The sequence below is a fragment of the Rhizobium sophoriradicis genome (assembly GCF_025200795.1).
GTDB lineage: Bacteria > Pseudomonadota > Alphaproteobacteria > Rhizobiales > Rhizobiaceae > Rhizobium > Rhizobium sophoriradicis.
This window is the reverse complement of record NZ_CP104152.1, coordinates 2,753,651-2,774,558: the sequence shown is the minus strand read 5'-3', so window position 1 is coordinate 2,774,558 and position 20,908 is coordinate 2,753,651. Positions and strand designations below refer to the sequence as shown.

Annotated in this window: 29 protein-coding genes and 1 tRNA gene; 19 read left to right on the top strand and 11 right to left on the bottom strand. The window is 60.9% G+C overall.

The features are described from left to right. Nucleotides 1-56 precede the first annotated feature (56 nt). A complete protein-coding gene (locus tag N2597_RS13850; protein ID WP_038690270.1) occupies nucleotides 57-302 on the top strand; it encodes a DUF6894 family protein in 246 nt (81 codons plus the stop codon). A 128-nt stretch (nucleotides 303-430) separates the two neighbouring features. Here the strand turns inward: N2597_RS13850 and N2597_RS13845 are convergent, their stop codons facing one another. Further along, complete coding sequence (locus tag N2597_RS13845; protein WP_010055759.1) at nucleotides 431-676, bottom strand: DUF6894 family protein; 246 nt, start codon at nucleotides 674-676, stop codon at nucleotides 431-433. Nucleotides 677-907: 231 nt separating this feature from the next. On the opposite strand from N2597_RS13845, the gene N2597_RS13840 reads away from it, so the two are divergent. From N2597_RS13840 to N2597_RS13820, 5 genes are all read left to right on the top strand, one after another. Continuing rightward, complete coding sequence (locus N2597_RS13840; RefSeq protein ID WP_225880930.1) at nucleotides 908-1,486, top strand: DUF922 domain-containing Zn-dependent protease; 579 nt, start codon at nucleotides 908-910, stop codon at nucleotides 1,484-1,486. Nucleotides 1,487-1,579: 93 nt separating this feature from the next. Then, nucleotides 1,580-1,933: a DUF1428 domain-containing protein gene (locus N2597_RS13835; RefSeq protein WP_096763344.1), complete on the top strand. Its 354-nt coding sequence runs from the start codon at nucleotides 1,580-1,582 to the stop codon at nucleotides 1,931-1,933. A 71-nt stretch (nucleotides 1,934-2,004) separates the two neighbouring features. Then, nucleotides 2,005-2,427 (top strand): secondary thiamine-phosphate synthase enzyme YjbQ, encoded by a 423-nt coding sequence (locus N2597_RS13830; RefSeq protein WP_077991816.1) that lies wholly within the window; start codon nucleotides 2,005-2,007, stop codon nucleotides 2,425-2,427. A gap of 183 nt (nucleotides 2,428-2,610) precedes the next feature. Next, on the top strand, nucleotides 2,611-2,916 hold the full coding sequence (locus tag N2597_RS13825; protein WP_039621119.1) for a hypothetical protein: 306 nt from the start codon (nucleotides 2,611-2,613) through the stop codon (nucleotides 2,914-2,916). Between the two features lie 230 nt (nucleotides 2,917-3,146). Further along, entirely contained in the window at nucleotides 3,147-3,488 is a 342-nt protein-coding gene (locus tag N2597_RS13820) for a hypothetical protein (RefSeq protein ID WP_039621117.1), read from the top strand. A gap of 332 nt (nucleotides 3,489-3,820) precedes the next feature. On the opposite strand, the gene N2597_RS13815 is transcribed toward N2597_RS13820, so the two are convergent. Next, nucleotides 3,821-4,558: an SIMPL domain-containing protein gene (locus tag N2597_RS13815; RefSeq protein ID WP_096763345.1), complete on the bottom strand. Its 738-nt coding sequence runs from the start codon at nucleotides 4,556-4,558 to the stop codon at nucleotides 3,821-3,823. A 450-nt stretch (nucleotides 4,559-5,008) separates the two neighbouring features. Here N2597_RS13815 and N2597_RS13810 point away from each other — a divergent pair, with 450 nt between their 5' ends. Then, nucleotides 5,009-5,560 (top strand): hypothetical protein, encoded by a 552-nt coding sequence (locus N2597_RS13810; protein ID WP_096763346.1) that lies wholly within the window; start codon nucleotides 5,009-5,011, stop codon nucleotides 5,558-5,560. Between the two features lie 463 nt (nucleotides 5,561-6,023). Here N2597_RS13810 and N2597_RS13805 read toward each other — a convergent pair whose 3' ends face one another. Beyond that, nucleotides 6,024-6,170: a hypothetical protein gene (locus N2597_RS13805; protein WP_004677729.1), complete on the bottom strand. Its 147-nt coding sequence runs from the start codon at nucleotides 6,168-6,170 to the stop codon at nucleotides 6,024-6,026. A 225-nt stretch (nucleotides 6,171-6,395) separates the two neighbouring features. Here N2597_RS13805 and N2597_RS13800 point away from each other — a divergent pair, with 225 nt between their 5' ends. The 3 genes from N2597_RS13800 (at nucleotide 6,396) to N2597_RS13790 (ending at nucleotide 8,678) form a co-directional block, all read left to right on the top strand. After that, nucleotides 6,396-6,590 carry a hypothetical protein gene (locus N2597_RS13800; protein ID WP_096763347.1) on the top strand — a complete coding sequence of 65 codons (195 nt, stop codon included), beginning with the start codon at nucleotides 6,396-6,398 and terminating at the stop codon, nucleotides 6,588-6,590. 179 nt (nucleotides 6,591-6,769) lie between these two features. Further along, entirely contained in the window at nucleotides 6,770-7,150 is a 381-nt protein-coding gene (locus N2597_RS13795; protein ID WP_183597169.1) for a hypothetical protein, read from the top strand. A gap of 322 nt (nucleotides 7,151-7,472) precedes the next feature. After that, entirely contained in the window at nucleotides 7,473-8,678 is a 1,206-nt protein-coding gene (locus tag N2597_RS13790; RefSeq protein WP_183597171.1) for a trypsin-like peptidase domain-containing protein, read from the top strand. Nucleotides 8,679-8,799: 121 nt separating this feature from the next. On the opposite strand, the gene N2597_RS13785 is transcribed toward N2597_RS13790, so the two are convergent. Then, nucleotides 8,800-8,875: transfer RNA gene (locus tag N2597_RS13785), tRNA-Ile, on the bottom strand. A gap of 219 nt (nucleotides 8,876-9,094) precedes the next feature. Between N2597_RS13785 and N2597_RS13780 the strand changes: the two genes are divergently transcribed. Beyond that, complete coding sequence (locus N2597_RS13780) at nucleotides 9,095-9,463, top strand: response regulator (RefSeq protein WP_038690248.1); 369 nt, start codon at nucleotides 9,095-9,097, stop codon at nucleotides 9,461-9,463. 95 nt (nucleotides 9,464-9,558) lie between these two features. Here N2597_RS13780 and N2597_RS13775 read toward each other — a convergent pair whose 3' ends face one another. From N2597_RS13775 to N2597_RS13765, 3 genes are all read right to left on the bottom strand, one after another. Further along, a complete protein-coding gene (locus N2597_RS13775) occupies nucleotides 9,559-9,750 on the bottom strand; it encodes a hypothetical protein (RefSeq protein WP_009986038.1) in 192 nt (63 codons plus the stop codon). Then, nucleotides 9,747-10,412 carry an acyl-homoserine-lactone synthase gene (locus N2597_RS13770; protein WP_183597173.1) on the bottom strand — a complete coding sequence of 222 codons (666 nt, stop codon included), beginning with the start codon at nucleotides 10,410-10,412 and terminating at the stop codon, nucleotides 9,747-9,749. Before N2597_RS13770 ends, N2597_RS13775 begins: the two co-directional genes overlap by 4 nt. 320 nt (nucleotides 10,413-10,732) lie before the next feature. Further along, the gene (locus tag N2597_RS13765; RefSeq protein ID WP_038692719.1) at nucleotides 10,733-11,458 is read right to left on the bottom strand and encodes a LuxR family transcriptional regulator; all 726 of its coding nucleotides are present in this window, start codon (nucleotides 11,456-11,458) and stop codon (nucleotides 10,733-10,735) included. Nucleotides 11,459-11,580: 122 nt separating this feature from the next. Here N2597_RS13765 and N2597_RS13760 point away from each other — a divergent pair, with 122 nt between their 5' ends. Further along, nucleotides 11,581-11,775 (top strand): hypothetical protein, encoded by a 195-nt coding sequence (locus tag N2597_RS13760; protein ID WP_009992445.1) that lies wholly within the window; start codon nucleotides 11,581-11,583, stop codon nucleotides 11,773-11,775. A gap of 419 nt (nucleotides 11,776-12,194) precedes the next feature. Here N2597_RS13760 and N2597_RS13755 read toward each other — a convergent pair whose 3' ends face one another. The 3 genes from N2597_RS13755 to N2597_RS13745 all read right to left on the bottom strand — a co-directional run bounded on the left by N2597_RS13755 (nucleotide 12,195) and on the right by N2597_RS13745 (nucleotide 13,217). Beyond that, on the bottom strand, nucleotides 12,195-12,491 hold the full coding sequence (locus N2597_RS13755) for a GIY-YIG nuclease family protein (RefSeq protein ID WP_096763352.1): 297 nt from the start codon (nucleotides 12,489-12,491) through the stop codon (nucleotides 12,195-12,197). Between the two features lie 254 nt (nucleotides 12,492-12,745). Continuing rightward, nucleotides 12,746-12,985, bottom strand: coding sequence for a DUF2934 domain-containing protein (locus N2597_RS13750; protein WP_096763353.1), 240 nt, complete (start codon nucleotides 12,983-12,985; stop codon nucleotides 12,746-12,748). A gap of 25 nt (nucleotides 12,986-13,010) precedes the next feature. Then, complete coding sequence (locus N2597_RS13745; protein WP_009994593.1) at nucleotides 13,011-13,217, bottom strand: hypothetical protein; 207 nt, start codon at nucleotides 13,215-13,217, stop codon at nucleotides 13,011-13,013. 350 nt (nucleotides 13,218-13,567) lie between these two features. On the opposite strand from N2597_RS13745, the gene N2597_RS13740 reads away from it, so the two are divergent. Further along, the gene (locus N2597_RS13740; RefSeq protein ID WP_038690240.1) at nucleotides 13,568-13,951 is read left to right on the top strand and encodes a BRA0787 family protein; all 384 of its coding nucleotides are present in this window, start codon (nucleotides 13,568-13,570) and stop codon (nucleotides 13,949-13,951) included. A gap of 315 nt (nucleotides 13,952-14,266) precedes the next feature. Continuing rightward, the gene (locus tag N2597_RS13735) at nucleotides 14,267-14,680 is read left to right on the top strand and encodes a DUF4174 domain-containing protein (protein WP_096763354.1); all 414 of its coding nucleotides are present in this window, start codon (nucleotides 14,267-14,269) and stop codon (nucleotides 14,678-14,680) included. A 43-nt stretch (nucleotides 14,681-14,723) separates the two neighbouring features. Here the strand turns inward: N2597_RS13735 and N2597_RS13730 are convergent, their stop codons facing one another. Continuing rightward, a complete protein-coding gene (locus N2597_RS13730) occupies nucleotides 14,724-15,434 on the bottom strand; it encodes a GntR family transcriptional regulator (protein WP_096763355.1) in 711 nt (236 codons plus the stop codon). Nucleotides 15,435-15,703: 269 nt separating this feature from the next. On the opposite strand from N2597_RS13730, the gene N2597_RS13725 reads away from it, so the two are divergent. The 5 genes from N2597_RS13725 (at nucleotide 15,704) to N2597_RS13705 (ending at nucleotide 20,908) form a co-directional block, all read left to right on the top strand. Continuing rightward, nucleotides 15,704-16,792: an ABC transporter ATP-binding protein gene (locus N2597_RS13725; RefSeq protein WP_183597175.1), complete on the top strand. Its 1,089-nt coding sequence runs from the start codon at nucleotides 15,704-15,706 to the stop codon at nucleotides 16,790-16,792. A gap of 45 nt (nucleotides 16,793-16,837) precedes the next feature. Beyond that, complete coding sequence (locus tag N2597_RS13720) at nucleotides 16,838-18,136, top strand: ABC transporter substrate-binding protein (RefSeq protein WP_096763357.1); 1,299 nt, start codon at nucleotides 16,838-16,840, stop codon at nucleotides 18,134-18,136. Nucleotides 18,137-18,434: 298 nt separating this feature from the next. Next, complete coding sequence (locus tag N2597_RS13715; RefSeq protein WP_183597177.1) at nucleotides 18,435-19,340, top strand: ABC transporter permease; 906 nt, start codon at nucleotides 18,435-18,437, stop codon at nucleotides 19,338-19,340. Between the two features lies 1 nt (nucleotide 19,341). Next, nucleotides 19,342-20,163 carry an ABC transporter permease gene (locus tag N2597_RS13710; RefSeq protein ID WP_039621091.1) on the top strand — a complete coding sequence of 274 codons (822 nt, stop codon included), beginning with the start codon at nucleotides 19,342-19,344 and terminating at the stop codon, nucleotides 20,161-20,163. Nucleotide 20,164: 1 nt separating this feature from the next. Then, nucleotides 20,165-20,908, top strand: a complete 744-nt coding sequence (locus N2597_RS13705) for an aspartate/glutamate racemase family protein (protein ID WP_183597179.1) — start codon at nucleotides 20,165-20,167, stop codon at nucleotides 20,906-20,908.

The window sequence follows — 20,908 nt, the reverse complement described above, 5'->3', positions numbered from 1 at the left end:
ATGCGGGAACATGTCGCACGCGGAATCGTTTGAGCGCCATCTAGCGAGGATGTGTCGTGCCGAAATTCTATTTTCAACTGTTCGATCGCGATGGCGCCGGGGCGACCGAAACCGGATATGAGTTCGAAACGGTCGAGGCCGCCAAAGCGGAGGCGCGGCGCGTGCTTGCGGAGATGGCCGCCGAGGGCCTTCCGGCTGCGCCCTTGAATATGCTCTCGGTGGAGCTCTTCGATGAAAGCCGGCGGCCGCTGGCGGAAATCCGGCTGATCCTCGAAGAGATCGCGAAACAGCCGCCGGCCTGATCGCTGCCCGGATTGCGAACGATGTCAAATTCGGTTGCCGCCTATGAAAGCGGGTCTTCGCGTCGCCGGTTCAAGCGAGTGTGGATTGATGCGCAGGTGTGACGCGGCGGCAGCCCCGATGAAGGCCGTCATCGGATGACGTCGAGCCACTCGTTGCTGAAGACGAGGCTGGCAACCGTGACAGGTTCGCCGCTTTCGTTGCGGACGGTGACGGCGATCGTCGTGCGATCACTTGCCGGCAGCTCGTCGCGGGCCACATCCAGCAGAATGCGGGTCACTTCTTTGGGAATGTCTTCACGAGATTTGAGCTCGGTGCCGTGCTCGTCGCGCGTTGGACCTTCCCCGTTGTGCAGATCGAAATAGTAGCGAGCCATGTTCTTTCCTGCGCGTCACAGGGGAAATTACCGATGAAGACAATTGTTCCCGTCGCTCGCCGTTGATTCCCATCGAAAATACTGGCCGGATCGACATAGTTCCGGCAGCTGCTGCTGACCCTTGTAACGATGCCTGCCGATGATGCGTTGAAAGCTTCGACCGCTGCCGTTAGGGTCGCGCCAAAACATTGTTCGGCGAGGGCGCGCGTGAGGGCAGAATTCGTATCTTGGATGTTGGCGGCGGTTGTCGCCTTGCTGCCGGCCGTGGCACTGGCGGAGGGATGGCAGGCGGTGGAAGAGGTGCGGCCCTATGCGATCTCGGGCATGTCGGGTGCGGCACTCTACGAATCGATCGGCGAGCACGGGCCGAAGGCCGGGGTCACCGGCCGGGTGATCGCGCATACGACGTTCAAACTCACCTGGACCCGCAAATATGAACCGCAGGGCAATGCCTGCGTGATCACGACCAACCGGCCGAAGCTCATCATCACCTATACGCTGCCCAAGCCCTCGGCCGCGCTGCCGCCGGCCGTCAGGAGCAGCTGGGACGGTTTCATATCGGGTGTTGCCGCACATGAGCGCGTGCATGGCGAGACCATCAAGGAGATGGTCAGGGAAATCGAGGCGACGAGCGTCGGCCTGACTGCTGCCGACGATCCCGACTGCAAGAAGATCAGGGTCGAACTGACGCGGCGCCTCGGCGAGATCTCCGCAAGACAGCGCCAGCGCGGCCGCGACTTCGACAAGGTCGAAATGGGCGACGGCGGCAATATCCAGCAGCTCATCCTCAAGCTGGTGAACGGGCCGTGATTGCCTGAGAGGGCTTGCCTGCCGCTGCATCCCTGGACCAGCCCCGCTGACCTCCTATTTCTCTCGCTAACGGAGAGATGGAGGAGACATGCGATGTCCTATGTCGATGGTTTCATCGTGGCGGTGCCGAGGCAAAATATCGAGGCCTATAAAAAGTTTTCGACCTTCGCCGGCTCGCTGTGGAAGGAATATGGCGCGCTCGAATATGTCGAATGCATCGGCGACGACGTGCCCTATGGCGAGCTCACCTCCTTTCCCCGCGCCGTCCAGGCGAGGGAGGACGAGGTGGTGGTTTTCTCCTGGATCACCTATCGATCGCGCCAGGAACGCGACGATATCAATGCCAAGGTGATGGCCGATCCGCGGCTCAAGGGCGACCAATGGCAGATGCCGTTCGACGGCAAGCGGATGATCTATGGCGGTTTCGAGACACTGCTCAAGCTTTGAACGAGAAAGCATTGACTCGCCCGTCATGGCGCGCCAACTCGCGAGGGAACATTGCGAGACGGAGAGCGCCCGTGCCCCAGACAATCCTCACCTTGGCCACGCGTGGCCAGGGCCTTTACGAATTCACCAACCAGGCGGAGGCCTTCGTCGATGCCGCCGGGCAGGAGGAGGGGCTTCTCACCGTCTTCGTGCGCCACACCTCCTGTTCGCTGCTGATCCAGGAAAATGCCGATCCCGATGTGCGCAGCGACCTTCTTTCCTTCTTCCGCCGCCTCGTGCCGCCGGCCTCCGATCCGTCGATGGGCTGGGTCGTGCACAGGGCCGAAGGGCCTGACGATATGCCGGCCCATATCAAGGCGGCGCTGACGCAGGTGTCGATCGGCATTCCCGTCGCACGCGGCCGGCTGATGCTCGGCACCTGGCAGGGCATCTACCTCTTCGAACACCGCGACCGGCCGCACCGGCGCGAGATCGTGCTGCATCTCGGTTCCTGAGAGAAAGCGGCGCCAGACCCAAATGATCGCGCAAATCCGATCGGGCGAGAAAACTGCTCATCTTCTTGTGAATGCAAACTGAATGGCCGGTTCGAACGCCGTTCAGTTTGCCGCGTCTATTGTCGACACAATCCCCTCAGGGGAGAGATTAAGAAAACAAAGACCAATCGACGGAGACACCTGATGACGCATTTCCTCACCAAGGCTTGCTTTGCCGCAGTGCTCGCCCTCTGCTCCATTCCGGCCACGACCTCCACGGCCGCTGCCGCCGGGCCGCAGACGAACTTCATCGTCGAGGCGCAATATCATCGCCCGATCCGCGGCTGCTCGCCGATGCATGCGGTGCGCAAGGCCCGCGACTTCGGCCTGCGCCGAGCCCATATCACCCGTATGTCGCCGCGCGTCGTGGTCGTTTCCGGGCGTGACCGCCGCGGCTGGGACAGGATGGTCTTCGCCAATGTCCGCGGCTGCCCGCTGATCCGGCGCTAAGGTCTGGACCTGAAGGCCTGCAGCGTTGTTTGCGTGTCTCAAAAAGCCACGCGGCGCCGGAGGGACCGGGCCGGCAAGCGCCGATGCGACGCTTGCCGGCCGTTTTGCCTTGACGGCGCCACTTTCCGCCGTCTCTTCTCTGATTTGTATAAGTGATTCCCGGTAGCGCTTCGGCGTGATGGGGGGACGGCGGCTTGGCCGCACCGACTTTGAAAACGAAAGGTTTTTCGATGATGCAGTTTCTGGCAAAGGCGGGTCTTGCCGCCATGCTGATAACAGGCACCCTTGCCAGCACGGCCGCCCCGGCCGCTGCGCAGTTCAGTATCATTATCGGCGATCCGGAGCGTGAGCCGCCGCGCGATTACCGCCGTCCGCCTCCGGGCTTCGATCGCCGGCCGCGCGGCTGTGATCCCAGGCTCGCCGAAGATCTCGCCCGCGATTACGGCCTCCGCCGCGCGCGCGTCGTCGACATCACCCCGCGCCGCGTCATCGTCCAGGGCTGGACCCGCCGCGGCCCCGACGAAATGAGCTTCGGCAACGTCCGCGGCTGCCCGGCACTGCGCCGCCGCTGATATTAGGCATACCGCCTCGTCTCCGATGCGGGCCAGAACCGCCTTTGCCAGTCTCCCCGATCGGCAAGGGCGGTTTTCTTTTGTGAGCTTGTTTGATGGCAGCTGCGCTCTTTCCTCGGGTTTGGACCCAAAGGCTGCCCCTCACCCTAACCCTCTCCCCGTAAACGGGGCGAGGGGACGTGCCATGCTAGAGGTTCGCGGGGGACGGAGAGGTCGCGGCATATCCCCTTCTCCCCGTCAGAACGGGGGTCCGAAGGACGGGTCGAGACCCGTGGCTCGACCCCGGTCGGTCCCGGCAGGCGGATGAGGGGCAGACGCGAGACGCCTTCATTTCACGGCTCGATCGCAAACGTCACCGTGACGCTGACATGGTAGGTGGTCTCGCCGCCCTGCACGGGAACGGCGGCGTCGGCTTCCTTCATCATCGTGGCGCGATAGGCCGGCTGCGGCAGCGGCCGCGGCTCGTTCTCGTTGATCTCGATGATGCGGCCGAGCTTGACGCCGGCTGCTTCACTCAGCGTCTTCGCCTTCTTGACCGCCTCCGCGACGGCGTTTTTGCGCGCCTCTTCGAGCGCTGCTTCCGGCTTGTCGTTGGTGAACTGGATGTCGCCACCCTGGTTGATGCCGAGGGTGACGGACTGGTCGATCACCTGGCCGAGCTTGGCGAGATCGCGCAGCCTGACGGTGACCGCATTGATGGTCTGGTAGCCGATCAGCTGCGGCTGCTGCTGCTGGCCGTCGACCGGCTGCGGATAATTATATTGCGGCTGGATGGAAAAGCCGGAGGTCTGCAGATCGCGCTCGGCAATGCCGCCGCTCTTCAGCGCGTCGAGCACGTCTTTCATCGCCTTGTTGTTGTCGTCGAGCGCTTCGCGGGCGGTTTTCGCCTGCTTGACGACGGAAAGCGTGACGACGGCCATGTCGGGCGCCATGGACGATTCGCCATCCCCCGTCACCGAAATCACCGCCTCGCGCGGCTTCGCCTCCTGCGCCAATACAGGCGCTGCCGCCGCCAGCGGCAGGGCCAGAAGGGCAGTCATCAGAACAGTCTTGGACAGGTTCGGCGCCATGTTTCATTCCCTAGTTGTCGTTTCCCGGATGAACGTTCTGTCGGTTGATTGTGAAGCTATTGCGGCGGAAGGGAAGGGTGCGTGTGTGGTGAGAGAAAAATATGTGGGGTGTAGGTTACAGGGAGGGTGTGCCGTGTGAGCCCCCCTCTGCCCTGCCGGGCATCTCCCCCACAGGTGGGGAGATTGGCTGGGCGCGATGTCCATTTTAACAGCTAAGGTCACAGCCCGACGAAGCGGTAGAGGGGTGCGAAGGTTTGGCCTCTTGTGATCTCCCCACCTGTGGGGGAGATGCCCGGCAGGGCAGAGGGGGGCAGCCACGGCACAGCCTCTCCATTCCTGCGGGTTCGTCAAAGGCGCACCAGCTTCCCAATTCCCTCAAAGCTGATAACAAATACGGCGGGTTAAGAAACAGGGGCTTCCGGACACGCTGTGCCCGGCAAGGGGGACAATATGCGCTTCATAACAATTCTATCAATCGGCCTCGTCATCGGCCTGGCGGGCTGCACTCAGGTGGCCGAAAAGGCGGAGAACGCCGCCAACCGCTCCTACACCAGCTATGCGCTCGGCAAACCCTATACTGACATCGCCAATCTCGGCCAGTCCCCGATGGCGCAACTTTCCGGCTCTGCCGCCACCTACGGCCCGATGATCGGCGCGACGCCACTGAAAAACGGCATGACGGTCTACCGGCATATGGCGCCTGCCGCCAAAACCGAGACCGGCACGAATTTCGCCGGCCTGGTCGGCAGCTCGACCGTGTCGCAAAACAACCGGCTGTCCTATTTCCTGGTGGGAGCCGACGGCCTCGTCAAGGATTGGGCGACGGGCTCGGTGCAGGGCAGCGCCAGCGACTGCGTGCAATATATCGGCCGCATCATCAACCGCTGCAACGACATGCGCCAGCTGCAGGCTTCGCTCGCGCTCTACGATATGCGTGTAGCGATCAAGGCCGGCCAACCGATGTCGAGCTGGGGCGAACCGGCAGCGCCCGCGGTAAACTGAGCACGCGCTCCGTGGTTCCTCCGGTCAAGCCCTGAGACCCACGGAGGGGGAGTCTGCTGCAAGGATCGCAAGTGCGTGCTGGTTTTAGGAATTGCCGCCCTTTTACGCGATTCTCGTCCAAAACAGCTCGCGCATTTGCTGGAATTCCTCCGGACGTCCCGCTTCCTGCCAATCGCGTCTCCCCCTCCGTCATACTCGGGCTTGACCCGAGTATCCATGCCGCACGCGCCTCGCTCGAGCTACTGGGCTGCGGTCGCCATTGTCAGTGCGAACGCCAACGCAGTGCTTGGGGCTATGGGTCCTCGGGTCAAGCCCGAGGACGACGGAGGGTGCGGAGCTTGTGTGGCTAGGACCGCAACTGCGTGGTGAACGCATTCGTTCCTGCGGTTCGCTATCCCTTGGCGGAAAGCCTTACATCATCCGGAACCGGATTCGCCGTGACGCCGAAGGATGCAGCGGCGAATTAAGCGCCGAAATCATCCATGAAAGAGGGATGGATGGCAGGCTTGCGCTCTTCGCGGGCTTCGCGAAAACGCTGGGGAACCGCACCGAGACCAGTCACGAAACGCGACAGGAGATTGCGGTTGAAAAGTTTCTGTATGGCACTCATGGCATTTCACTCATTCTTTTTTTTGTTAGCCGGCAGCATATATTTTGCCCAAGCTGCCGTCGCAATGGGCAATTTTGCATGACAGTTATGTGACGGCGGATGATCACATTGGCGTTAGAAGAGCCCATCGGGGCAATCCGTCGCCATAAATCCTCGGCGGCTGCCGCCGTGGCGTGGTAGATTGGGCACTTGGCTACAGCCAAGCCCTCCGAAGGAGAAGCTCAGATGAACCGCTTTTTCGCACTTGTCGCGACCGGAACGCTGATCAGCCTTGCCACGATCACTTCGGCCTGCACTTCGTCCCCTGACCTCGATCAGACGTCGTCGATCAACGGCGGTTACTATCAGGAAAGTCGCCCGCTTAATCCCGCTTGCACGGATGGGTTCAGGCCGAGCGATGGGCGGTCCTGCAGTTATTAGGATGGCTCTGCCTGCGACGGCCTTGGCGGACCACGCATTCAACATGGGAATCGAACGGCGACCCGTCGCATGGCCGTACCGTTTCAAGGGTGATTGGTAACGACGAGTGCAATTTTAGGTAAATGTATCAGCCAGATTTGATCGCCTCATGCGATGCGTAGTGGATCATGGAGGATTTGATGATCGCTACCCGTTTTTGTGCTGCCGCTACCGTCTTTACCTTCGCCGTAACCGGCGCGTTTGCCCAAACCGCACTCCCACGAAATGGGGCGATACCCGAGGGGTATATCACGGTTCAGTCGAGCATCGCGCTGTCGCTGCCCTTTGATCAGAGCGCTCCGGTGGACGAGCAGGTCCAAAAAGCCCAGAAGGCGCTATACGACATTGCGTCGAGGAACTGCTCAGTCGTCGTGGAGACAATCGCGGATGACTGCAAAATCACCGGGATCACCAACAACGTCGACATGCAACGCGGCAACAACCGCGACGGTTTCATTTCTGTCCGTGGCCAGATCAGCATGGTGATCAAGCTCAAACCTTCGATGCAAGGTTCGAAATAGACGGTCGCGAGCGCCGATCGGCGCGGTCGGCCGATTTGATCTGCTAGTCCTATCGCCCACGGTCATTTCGGCCTGCACGCCGTCCGGCAGCGCCGGTCAGAGAGGTCGTGCGGCGGCTTAGCTAAGCGCCGTATTGGACCACTCCCGCCGCAAGTGAAACTCGTGGGATTGACAGCCAATTCATCTGCACCGCCGTGGCCATCCTTGAGTGCCGAAAGGAAGTGGAAATTGTCTAACTGCAACTCCATTAATCCTGACCACAAGAGGCGGTTGAAAAGCAACCGCCAGAAGTTTTATTCTCCAGTTGGCTGGGGATATTTAGATGGCAACCTTGTTTCGCGTTTTTTGGAGCGCTTTCTTTTTCGCTGTTCTGGCTTCAACATCCCTTGCGGAAAGTCCTACATCATCGGGAACTGGGTTTGTTGTAACCGCTGATGGATGGCTCCTGACGAACGCGCACGTCGTCCAGGCTTGCAAGCGCGTCGAGGTGAAAGGCAGGGGCGACGCCACCGATCCCCGCATCGATGCGACGAACGATCTGGCTTTGGTCAAGATCAACTCTGCGGAGCCGTTAAAGCCGCTGGTCTTCCGGCACGCGTCAACGCGTCTCGGCGAGGACATCCTGGCCATAGGCTTCCCGCTGGCGACGTTGCTGTCGGATTCGGTCAAGGTCACCACAGGCAACGTCAATGCGCTTGCGGGACTTCGAAACGACACCCGGTATATCCAGATTTCGACACCAATCCAGCCCGGAAATTCGGGCGGCCCGGTTGTTGACCGCGATGGTTTTCTTGTTGGCATTACCAGCGCGACGCTGGCGAAAGGCATCGCGGACGAGATCGGCATCACAGCGCAGAACGTGAACTTCGCAATCCGCGCTTCCGTTGCCGAGCTTTTCCTGCAGTCTCAGAGCATCACGGGGCAATCCGGCGACAGGGCGGGAGACCAGCAGACTGTCTCGACAGCTGACCTGGCGGACAAAATCACACCCTCGGTGTTCCAAATTCTCTGCTACGGCGAGGAGCAGGAACAGATGTCGACCCAGGCGCCGGGCACCACTACTAATCTGCCTGCACAGCCCGCCGCTTCACTTATTGATGCTCGCGGCTACGACGCGATCGGCTTCGACTACCGAGCTGTTAAGGATGTCACTTATTCCGGGTGCCGCGAGATTTGCGAAGGCGACAGCCAGTGTAAGGCGATTACCTACAACACGAAGCACAGCGTTTGCTTCCTGAAGGATAATGTTGTCGCTTTGATACGGAATTCGGACGCGGTTGCCGCCTATGCATCGTCAAAAGCAGCCGATGTGATCGTGTCTGACTTTGCGAGCTATTCGGGCATCGATCTTCCCGGTGGTGACTACAAGCGCTTAAGAGGCAGCGACTACTTGCAGTGTTTCACCGCCTGTATCGGCGACAACGCTTGCAAGGCGTTTTCCTATGTTCGCAAAAAGTCAGAGTGCTGGCTCAAGGACACGATCGGTCGGCCTAAGGCGACCAAAGGCGTGGAGTTAGGGATTAAGTGAGAGTGAAGGCCTTCCCCGAGCAGAGCAAACTCGCTCGCCAGGCGATGATGAAACTGCCGCCAAATTGACTACAGGCCGAGTCAAGGGCGAATCACTATTCAAGTCCCTTTAAACAAGAAAATGGTGGGCCCGGAGGGACTCGAACCCCCAACCAAGCGGTTATGAGCCGCCGGCTCTAACCATTGAGCTACAGGCCCTGACGCCGTGGTGAGCGCCGCGGTGCCGAAGGTCGGCACCGCGATGCCGGGGCAATGGTTCCCGCAGCATCGGTTCGCTCTAGCCCAAATTGCAGGGAGCCACAAGCGGGCAGGGCAACATCTGTGGATGATGCATAATTCACGGGCAAAAGCACTGGAACCTTGCGGCGCGGAATACACTTATTCGAATCATATTCCGCATGAAAAGGGCGTTTGCAGATGGTGGCTTCGAACAGTGCCGTGGTGCTCATCGTGGAGGATGAGCCGCTGATCCGGTTCAACATCCTCGATGTGCTGGAGGATGTCGGACACGTGGCGCTGGAGGCGGCGAATGCCGATGAGGCGATGGTGGTGCTGAAGGGCCGGCAGGATGTCGATATCCTGTTCACAGACGTCAACATGGCCGGGTCGATGGACGGCATCCAGCTTGCCAAGCGGGTGAGGGCGATGCGGCCGAATATCGGCATCATCATCACCTCGGGCATGGTGCGGCTCGATCCGATGGCGCTGCCCGCCAATACGGCCTTCCTGCCGAAACCCTATATGCACGATGCGCTGATCTCGACGATCGATTCCCTGATGAGGTAATTCGCGCAGCCGCAAAACGGGGACAGGTTTTGCGGCTGCGCGCGAGGCGCCGGGAGCCATGCTCCTCTTCAGGCGGGGCGGAGGGAACCGCACCCTCAGCTGAAGCTGCTCTTCAGCGCCTCGTTCTCGTGTTGGGCCTTCTTCTCGTAGATCGTAAACAGCGCCATCGAGAGCAGGTAAGAGAGGAAGGGATCTCCTATCTGCGTGGCGATGTCGCGGGATGCGAGCACGTGGCGCTCCAGGGCGCTGATATCTTTCTGTATTGCGGTTTCAGCGAGGCGGTTCATGCTGCCATCTCCAGGAATTGCGTCACGACCGATCGGGCCGGAACATGTCTGACATAAAGGGGTAGGGTCAGGCCGAGGGCGGCGCGCATCTTGCGCAGCACGCGATCCGACACTTCGAAGGCGCCGCAGCAGACGGGGTACTTGCCGTAGCCGTCTGCGCGGCCGAGTTCTTCCACTTCGGCGCCTGCGCGTTTGTAGACGCGCTTGAGATAGGGTTCGTAGTTGGAAATCATTGTATGGATACCGTGGTCGAGCGCGCATTCGCACAGTGCGAGCAGCATCATCGAGAAGGCGCGACCGGCATCGATATTCGGGAAGTCCCCGGCGATCGCCTCTTCATCGATGCACATGCGCGTGCCCTCCCAGATGCCGGGGGCGACGAGATCGGCGGCTTCAGGAAACGTCTCGCGAAAGACGTCGTAGAGAAGGGTCGGGCCGGTCGTCGGCATCAGGCGCATGCCGCCATAAAGGCGGGTGCGGCTGTCGTTGCACCAGACGAGATAGGCCGGGGCGAGCGCGTCATAGCTGTCGCGCTCGTATGGGCCGATGACGGGAACGTCCCAGCCGAGCGTGTCGGCGAAGACCTTCTTGCGCAGGCGGAACATCTGGTCGAGTACGGCAGCGTATTTCTGATACTCATGTGCCTGAATGATAACGAACATTTTGCCCTCCAGCGTTTGCAGTCCGTGGAGAGCAGAATGGTTCAGACGGGCCGCATCGGAAATTCCCACAGATAGGCCCCCCAGATGGGGGGATTAGCCCAAAAGTATGAGGATGGGGATGATGCCGCACAGCAAGGCGCTGAAGCGCGGCAACGCTTCAACGTCTTGAACCTAGCTTGCGAAAACAGGTGGGTGGATCGGAGAAAACGGAAATTCTCTGAAGCGCGTCGGCGTCAAATTTGATTCACACGCCGCGCTTAACCCTTTGTTTTTATACATGTCGTTATCCCGGAACCGCTGCACACTCCGGGCGACATGCATCAGGGATTGATGATGCGCAGCTGCACCGCCCGCGAGGCGGCGGCCGAAATCGTGGCGCAGCCGAGCTTGAAGCGGGCGGTCTTCAGGTAGTCGCGGGTGGTGTGCTCTGAAATGCCCAATATTACCGAGATATCCTTGTAATCCTTGCCGAGTGCGGTCCAGTGCAGGCACTCGATCTCGCGCGGCGACAGGGCCGGCACCGGATCATTCTCGCCATGCAGCTCATAGACGGCCTTGCGATGGATCAGATGGGCGATCTCGATCCATTCGTTGCGGCAGCGGCGCACGAGTTCGGCCCATTCCTCGGCCGGAATGCGGGCGTTCATCGACAGCAGCGCACGCCGTTGCGCCTTGTCGGCAACGGGAATGGAATAGCCGTTGCCGCCGATGCCGTGCTTCTGGGCATCGACCAGCATGGCATAGGCCTCCGGCGTCGGCTCGACTTCGCTCCAGTCGAAGGGCAGCTGGCGTTCGAAGCCTTGCTTGACGATCGGATCGACCTTCACATAGCTGTTCAGGAGATAGCGGGAGACCCAGGCATCGGGATAGGTGGTGCGCACGAAGGGGGAATCGATCTTGCTCGCGATCGTCTGGGCGAGATGATAGGTGACGAAATCGAGGCCATATCCTGCCTGGAGAATACGGATGGCGGCATCCACATGGGGCGCAGCCTTGATCTGTTCGAAGGCGGGTTCGAACTTGTCGCTATAGGTATTCTCGATCATTTCCATTGTCCCAATTCCCTCAATCCTACCGTGAGGACCATCTAAAATACAAGGCATCCCCACATATGCGGGGAATGACAATTCGGGCACCAACTGTTAGCGCCTTCATGAGGAGGCCTCATATGGACAGCAACAGACCGTTCGAGATTGCCGAATGCCAACAGGCCGCCAAGGGCCTGAAATCCAGCTGGCAGGACATGGCAGGGTCCGAAGCGTTGATCCGCGCCCTGGTTGCCGAACGCAACGGCGACAGCCCGCTGGCGCTGTTCTGGACCGAGGTCCATCGGGCGCTTTGCCAGGAACACAAGGCTTTCTGACAGGTCTGCCCCGGCTGCCGATTTCAGTCTTTTCCCCGATATCAACAGCATCGGTTGCGCATCGAAACCGGCCCCCCGGCGAGATGAAACCCGCGCTCCGCCCATGAGCAGGGTTCATGCCTCCCGTTTCCGATTTTGCAAAGAGGGTGTCGAGCGGCAATGTCGCCGGCGGGGAGGGGGATCGCCCTTATCCCCTGTCTTTGTGCCAATATGCTTGACGAAACGTTTCGAGCGGGAACAGTCGGCATTCCCGCAAGCGGCTGCACTGTGCCATTGCTGACACTTCCTCGCTAAAGGACGAAATTTCCATGGGTCAGCCTGGAAAGCATTGCTCCTGCGCCGTCCCTCCTTCCGCCCTGATCCTGAGGTGCCCCGCGGGGGCCTCGAAGGACGAGGGTCGGCCACCCCAGGCCACCCGCTCACTCAGCCCTGACCGGTCCGCGTTTCGACAGTTCCGGCAAGGCCTCGTAGTCCAGGGCAATCAACGCCTCCTTCTTGCGGCGCGACCAGCCCTTGACCTGCCGCTCGCGGGCGATGACGTCGATGATGCGGTCATAGGTTTCGGTAAAGACGAGTTCGACGGGGAGGCGCTTGGCGGTGTAGCCGTCATAGGTTCCGGCATTGTGCTCCCAGGCACGCGCCTCGATCTCCTGCTTGGTGAGGCCGGTATAGTATGAGCCGTCGCTGCAGCGGAGGATGTAGACGGTGACTTCCATGACGGCAGGCTAGCATGGGGGGTGATTGGGCAGCAATCGGGCAGCGCTGGGTCGGCCAGCCACCGCCCCGTCCTTCGAGACTACGTTTTCGGGCTGCGGGTGGCCGACCTCATCCTGAGGTGCCCCGCAGGGGCCTCAAAGGGCGAGAGTCGGCTCCGGCGTCTGCTCCGGCAATAAATGTGGGTTGAAGCGCCCAGCCACGCGCTGGTCATGGTGCTGTGTGGCTGGGCTGATTATTAAATCGTATGGCCGGCTCAACCGACCTTCGTCGACGGATTGATCCATTCCTGGCTCGGCAGTTCCGGCCGCGGCGGCTTCGGGCGGAATTTCACCAGCACCTCGCGGCCATCCACCGATGCCTGCGTGCGTTCCAGCGCGTCGCGCTCGGCAACCGCCTGGCGCCAATGTTCGTCGTCCCGGCCGTCCGGGCGGCCCTGTTGTTCCCAGATCGCGTAGGCCCGCTTGCTGATCCATTCTTGGCGACTGTCGCTCATCGATCCTATCCGTTGGTGAAAGGCGTTATTCGGCAATTCTGTCCGGCTGAACAGGCGCGCGGCGCTTGGCTGCCATCAGCAAATCGAGTTCGATCGAGGAGGGTCCGAAACGGGTGAACAGGCTTTCGGCCTGCTCGTTGCGCAGGCCATATTTGGCGGCGAATTCGTCAAGACTATACGGGCGGCCGCGCAGAACCCTGGTCCGCCGCTCCGGTTCACGGATTTGCGTCATTGGTGGTAACCCCATCTGCTTTTTGCAAAGTGAGAACAAAACAGATTACAGCCGCAAAAGTTCCGTGATTTTTCCCCGTTTTTTCGGCCGTTTACACCGTTGCGGGGCAACTGGCATGGAATTCCAGGAAGGCTGCATGGCGAGAAAATTTCGCCTAAAACATGCAATAATTTCATGCCTTTAAGCAAATGGCTTCCGTTTCGGCGGAGAAATGGGCTTTATCCGTGGCGTGTTACTCTATAGAATCAATCGTGTTAATCGGTCTGCGAGGGGCAAAAAGCTGCGTTCCCCGCGTCGATGCCGACCGATCCAGGAGGACTTTGGCTTCAATCCCTCAAGAGGAGACAGACATGATGAATGCCCTGCCGCCACTTCATAACGGCCACGCGCCGTTTACCCTCCAGCAGCTGTTTCGCGAAGCACTTTACGCCTTCGAGGAATGGGACAGTGAATTGACCGAACCGATCGTGACCCACGAAGGACGGGTCATCCCGATCAGCTTCGTTTTCGAAGCCATGCGCGAATGCACCGACATCGTGCCGATGAATATCGTCGGCGCCGTCACCGAACGTCTGACCAAGCCGTGGGAAGGCGAAGGTCCGCTCGACCAGATGACCTTCTCGACGGCGGCACGCGTCATGCGCGTGCTGGTGCGCAAACGTCTTCTCGCCAACGGCACGGCGGATCTCGTCGCCGTTTCGGCGCATGCGGCCGAAGACCAAAGCCGCGACTGACAGGAAAAGGATCGCAGCTCAAGCATGCCCGCGCAAACTGTGCGACGGTTTTGCGGTTAGGACATGCTGGAATCGAGGACCTAAAGCGTGGCACGCGAATCTGAAAGATCGCGACACGCTTTAGGACTGCGATCCTCTTCTGTTTCGGCGGAACCTCCCTTATTCCCAGCCGTTTATTTCCGTGATCCCAATTCGCACAGGGTTGGGAATTATTCAGTCATTCAGCGCGTTCCAGCATTCTCTGCGCCTTTGTGCGCCGGCGCTGGAATGCGACAGACACAGCCCGTAGCAAGATGACGGGCGAGGAATGCCATCATGCTGAAATCCATCGTTCAAGAAATCATCGGCACACCGCGGCGTGAGCCGGAACTTCCGCAATCGCTCGAACAGTTTCGCGACAGCAAGCGGGTGCTGATCATCTTCGCTGATGCGCAGGACGATCGCGCGGTCATCCAAGACGAGTGGTTGCGCAATGCCCATATGCGTCTCATCGAGGAAGACGTCGAAGTGTTCATCATCGCCGGCGGCGGCGCCTTCTCGCTGTTCGACGATGCATGGGAGCTTGATGCCGACGATGTGAGAGAGCGGCTGCAGGGGCCGCCGTCCGGCGAGTTCGGACTGATCCTGATCGGGCGCGACGGAACGGTGAAGCTGCGCTCCAGCGAACCGCGCACGGCCGAGGAGATTCTCGAGGCCCTGGACAGCCTGCCGAAGACGACGCCCTGGTAACTGCCGCGCGGCGTGGCTGAATGCAGCGGCGCGGGCGCTTCCGTCAGAGTTCGAAGGCCTCCTTGAGGCCGAGGCTTTTGCGCTCGCGCAGGTCGAGATCGGCCTCGATATGGGCGATGTGATGCAGCATCAGCTGGCAGGCGCGGTCGAGATCGTCGTTTTCGATCGCCGCGATGATATCGCCGTGTTCGGAATGGCCGCAGCTTGAGGCCGTCGACTGGCCGTAAAGCGCAATCACCAGCGACGAGCGGGCGACGAGTTCCTCCATGAAGCGCTGCATGATCGCATTGCCGGAGATTTCCGCCAGCATCAAATGGAAATCGCCTGACGCTTTGATCTCGGCGCGGCGCGCCGTCTGGCCGCGCTCGCTCATCAGCCGGCCTTCCTCCAGCAGAAGCTGTCTCAGCTGGGTGATGTCGCCGGGCGTGATGCGCGCCGCCGCCTCGCGCAATATGCCGGGCTCCACAAGGCGGCGGGCGGCAAAGATCTGGCGCGCTTCATCCGGCGAAGGATAGGCGACGAAGGCGCCGCGGTTCTTCTCGACGCTGACGAGGCCTTCATAGGAGAGCGCCTGCAGCGCAGCGCGGGCAAGCGTGCGGCTGACGTTGAAGAGATTGCCGACATCGCTTTCGGAAAGCTTGGTGCCGGGGGAAAGCCTGCGCTCGACGATCGCCTCGCGAATGGCGTCGCGGATCTGCTGCGCGCCGGTTTCGGCGGAGTCTTCGGCCTGTTGAGCCTTGACGACGGATTTCATGAAATTCTGGTTCCCTGATGACGGGCAAACCATATCCGGCTTCGCGGCAAAAGTTAAACGGTATTTGTAGCCGAAGCAGTAGCTAAATTGCATACGATTGTTTGCGTAAATTGCGGACAATAGCCTAAATCATGTGCAGACGATGCCATGCTCATAATTCGCTCTTGCGGGCTCGTTTTTGCCAAAGGTATGTATTTACAATACCTTGTCCTGCTGAAAACGGGTTGGCACGGCAGATGCATCACCTTCTCCGAACAGGGGAAGGCATGATGTCGAAAGCGGCAGAGATCGATATAATATCCGTTTCGAAGGTCTATGGGGCGACAACCGCCGTCCATGGGATCAGCCTTAAAATTCCGGCCGGCTCCTATTGCTGCTTCCTCGGTCCGTCGGGCTGCGGCAAGACCTCGACGCTGCGCATGATCGCCGGCCATGAGAGCATTTCCTCCGGCGATATCCGGCTCGGCAATACTGTTGTCACCGATTTTCCGCCGGCCAGACGCGGCACGGCGATGATGTTCCAATCCTATGCGCTGTTTCCGCATCTCGATCTCGTCGACAATGTCGCCTTCAGCCTGAAGATGAAGGGTGTCGATAAGGCCGAGCGACGCGCCAAGGCCCTCGACATGCTGAAGCTGATGCAGATGGAGTCCTATGCCTCCAGGCGTCCGGCCCAGCTTTCCGGCGGCCAGCAGCAGCGTGTGGCGCTGGCGCGTGCACTTATCACCGATCCGGAGGCGCTGCTGCTCGACGAGCCGCTGTCAGCGCTCGACCCGTTCCTGAAGATCCGCATGCGGGCCGAACTGAAGAAACTGCAGAAGTCGCTCGGCATCACCTTCGTGCACGTCACCCATAGCCAGGAAGAGGCGATGGCGCTCGCCGATATCATGGTCATCATGAATGACGGCCGGATCGAGCAGGCGGCCGTCCCACGCGAGGTTTTCGAGAAGCCGGCGACCGCCTTCGTCGCCCGCTTCATGGGCGATCACAATGTGCTCAGCGGCCGGGTGACATCGAGCGACAACGGCGTGCTCGTCATGACCGTGCCGGAGGGGCAGAGTTTTGCCGTGCGCGGGGCGGGCCGGGCGGTCGGGGAACCGGTCGATATCGGCATCCGAACCGACCGCGTGCGCCTGCAGGTGGCGACCGAGTGGACGCTCGGCTTCAACGGCATCGTCTCCAATGTCGAATATCGCGGCTCCTCCGTGAAGGTCACCGTGCTCGGCGCCGGCAGCGACGACTTCACGGTCATATCAGACGACAGCGATTATTTCGCCCGGCCGGTCGCCGTCGGCGACACCGTAGCGCTCAGCTGGGCGCTCGAGGATGCCGTGCTTCTCGGACGCTCTTCCGCATGAACCAACATCAACCAACCTTCCGCATCAACAAAAAGGGGAACTGACATGACGACTGAAACCACACCGACGAAGGCTGTGAAGGGCCTGTCCCGCCGCACGCTCCTGAAGACGGGCGCTGCCGCAGTCGGCGCCATCGCCGGCTCCGGCGCCATCACAGGCTTTCCCACCATCTGGGCGAAGACGAACATCACGCTTCGCCAGTTCGGCACCGGTGTTTCGAACATCAATGCCATCGCCGAGAAGTGCAAAGCCGATCTCGGCATCACGCTGGAGATGACGGCAACCGATTCCGACGCCGCCGCACAGCGCGCCGTCACCCAGCCCGACAGCTACGATATCGCCGACATCGAATACTGGATCGCCAAGAAGGTATTCCCGACAGGCGTGCTGCAGCCGATGGACGTCAAGAAGCTCAAATATTACGACAAGATCGTGCCGCTCTTCATCAACGGCAAGATGAAGCCGGACAGCGTCATCGCCCAGGGCACGGCGCCGCACACGGTCGGCTTCGTCGAGGCGCAGGGCGCCAAGAAGTTCGCCAAGGAACCGACGCAGTGGATGACGATGGTTCCGACAATCTACAACGCCGATACGCTCGGTATCCGCCCGGATCTCGTCGGCCGCGACATCACCAGCTGGGCCGATATCATGGACCCGAAGTTCAAGGGTAAGACCTCGATCCTCAACATCCCCTCGATTGGCATCATGGATGCGGCGATGATCATGGAGGCCATGGGCAACATCAAATATGCCGACAAGGGCAACATGACCAAGGAAGAGATCGACAAGACGATCGAATTCCTGATCAAGGCCAAGGGCGACGGCCAGTTCCGCGCCTTCTGGAAGAGCTTCGACGAGTCGGTCAACCTGATGGCTTCGGGCGAAGTCGTCATCCAGTCGATGTGGTCGCCGGCCGTCGCCGCTGTCCGCTCCAAGGGCATCGCCTGCAAGTATCAGCCGCTGAAGGAAGGCTACCGCGCCTGGGGCGGCGGCCTCGGCCTTGCCTCGCACCTGAAGGGCGCCGAACTCGATGCGGCCTATGAATATATCAACTGGTACACGTCGGGCTGGGTCGGCGGCTACCTCAACCGCCAGGGCTATTATTCGGCCTGCATGGAGACTGCCAAGAACTTCATGACCGCAGACGAATGGGGTTACTGGATCGAAGGCAAGCCGGCGCAGGGCGACATCCTCTCACCCGAGGGCAAGGTCATGGAAAAGGCCGGAGCCGTCCGCGACGGCGGCGCCTTCGAAGCCCGCATGGGCGCGGTCGCCTGCTGGAACTCCGTCATGGACGAAGACCGCTACATGGTCCGCCGCTGGAACGAGTTCATCGCGGCGTAAGGCGATTGCCGTTTTCCCCTCCCCAACCCTCCCCACAAGGGGGAGGGAGTCCGGCGAGGGCGCGGCAAAAAACTCCCTCCCCCTTGTGGGGAGGGTTGGGGAGGGGTCTTTTTGAAACCCCTCTTCAAAAACATGCTTCGCGGTGGCCGAGGCGCTGCCGCGTTTCTCTTCTCCCCTAGGGGGGCCGAAGGACGGGTCGAGACCAGTGGCTCGACCCAGGTAAAGGTGCCGGCAGGCGGATGAGGGGGCGGCATGCGCTCTCGTTCAATCTGAGGTAATGAAAACGGAGAATCGGATCATGGCGACCATCGCAGCTGAAACGGAGGAAGGACGGCAGGCCGAGCGCAGACTGAGTCTCTCCCCCTCCGCCATCTCCTATCTACAGGCCACGCCGCTGATCGCCATTCTCGGTTTCTTCTTCCTGCTGCCGATCGCGATGATCGCGGTCGTCAGCTTCTGGGATTATGATTTCGCCGGCCTCTATCCCGATTTCCTCACCATGAACTACACCGATACGCTCGGTTCGTGGGTCACATGGAAGACCTATCTCAACACGCTGAAATTCACCGCCATCGTCTGGACGCTGACGCTCGTTATCGGGTTCTGGGTCGCCTATTTCCTGGCCTTCCACATACGCATGACCTCGACGCAGATGATCCTCTTCCTCGTCTGCACCGTGCCGTTCATGACGTCGAACATCATCCGAATGATCTCGTGGATCCCGGTGCTCGGGCGCAACGGTCTTGTCAATTCGACGCTGATCGAAATGGGCGTCATCCCGCAGCCGATCGAATGGCTGCTCTATTCCGATTTCGCCGTCGTGCTCGCCATGGTGCACCTCTACACGCTGTTCATGGTGACGCCGATCTTCAACACGCTGATGCGCATCGACCGATCGCTGTTCGAGGCGGCCCGTGATGCCGGCGCCTCCGGCTGGCAGGTGCTGTGGAACGTCGTCATTCCGCTCGCCAAACCCGGCATGGCGATCGGCACGATCTTCGTCGTCACCCTCGTCATGGCCGATTTCTCGACGGTGCAGGTAATGTCCGGTGGCCAGAGCGCCTCGGTGGCGCTGATGATGAAGAACCAGATGTCGCTGCTGCAATATCCGGCCGCTGCCGCCAACGCGGTCGTGCTGCTTGCCGTCGTTTTGCTGATGGTCGCGGCCATCCTGCGCGTCGTCGATATCCGCAAGGAGCTTTGAGATGAACCACGAAAAACGCGGCCTCGAATTCTATCTGCTGGCGATCTTCTTCATCATCTTCGTACTGTTCCTCTACGGCCCGCTCTCGGCGATCCTCATCCTCTCCTTCCAGGGGCCGGACGGTGGCCTGACCTTCCCGTTGAACGGCGTTTCCACCCACTGGTTCTTCAACCTGTTCGAGAAGCAGGCGGTCGGCGATTTCGGTGCCTCCTTCCGGCGCTCCTTCTCGCTGGGGCTGATGGTGATGGTCGTGACCGTCACCGTGTCGCTGCTTGCGGGCCTTGCCTTCCGCCGCCGCTTCCGCGGCTCGACCGTGCTGTTCTACGCCACCGTCGCCAGTCTCGTCGTGCCGTCGATCATCGTCTCGCTCGGCATTGGCGTCGTCTTCCAGCAGGGCGGGCTGAAGCCTGCCTGGTATTCCTCGGCCTTCGGCGCGCATCTCACCTGGACGCTGCCCTTCGGCGTGCTGATCATGTTTGCCGTCTTCAACCGCTTCTCGCCGGCCTATGAAGAGGCGGCGCGCGATCTCGGCGCCAGCTCCTGGCAGACGTTCCGCCATGTCGTGCTGCCGATGATCGCGCCGAGCCTGATCGGCGTCGGCCTGTTCGGTTTCACACTCTCCTATGACGAATTCGCCCGCACGTTGATGACGTCGGGCAGCTACAATACGCTGCCGCTCGAAATCTACGGCATGACGACCAATGTCACGACGCCGGTGCTCTATGCGCTGGGCACCGTGACGACGCTATTTTCCTTCACCATCATTCTCATCGCGCTCGGCATCATGACCATGCTCAGCCGGCGGCAGGCAAAGATCAACTGACATGCGCATTCTCATCGTTAATCCGAATACCACCGCTTCCATGACCGAGAAGGCGGCGACCGCGGCGCGTGCGGTGGCCGCGTCCGGCACGGAAATCATCGCCGCCACTTCGCGCATGGGGCCGGTTTCCATCGAGGGCCATTATGACGGCGCGTTGGCGATCCCAGGCCTGCTTTCCGAACTGAAGGAGCGGCAGTCGGCCGGCTACGACGCGGCTGTCATCGCCTGCTTCGACGATACCGGGCTCGAAGCGGCGCGGAGTTTCGCCGATGTCCCGATCCTCGGGCTTTGCGAATCCGCCGTGGTGACGGCGGGCTTCCTCGCCCAGCGTTTCACCGTGGTGACGACGCTGGAACGCTCGCGGGTGCTGATCGACAATCTGGTTCGACGCTACGGCATGGGCGAGCGCGCCAAGGTGCGCGCCTCCGACATTCCGGTGCTGGAGTTGGAGAACGCGGCCTCGGGCGCGATCGGCAAGCTCCGGGCGGAGATCGAGCGGGCGCTTGAAGAAGACGGCGCCGAGGCGATCGTGCTCGGTTGCGCCGGCATGACCGATCTGGCGCATCAACTGCAGGAGAGTTACGGCGTGCCCGTTGTCGATGGTGTCTCGGCCGCCGTCAAGCAGGCCGAGGCGCTGGTCTCGCTCGGGCTTTCCACCAGCAAGCGCGGCTCCTACGCCTCGCCGCTGCCGAAACCCTTCACCGGCGCGATGAGCGGCTTTTCGCCGGCCGGCAAGCTCGGCTGA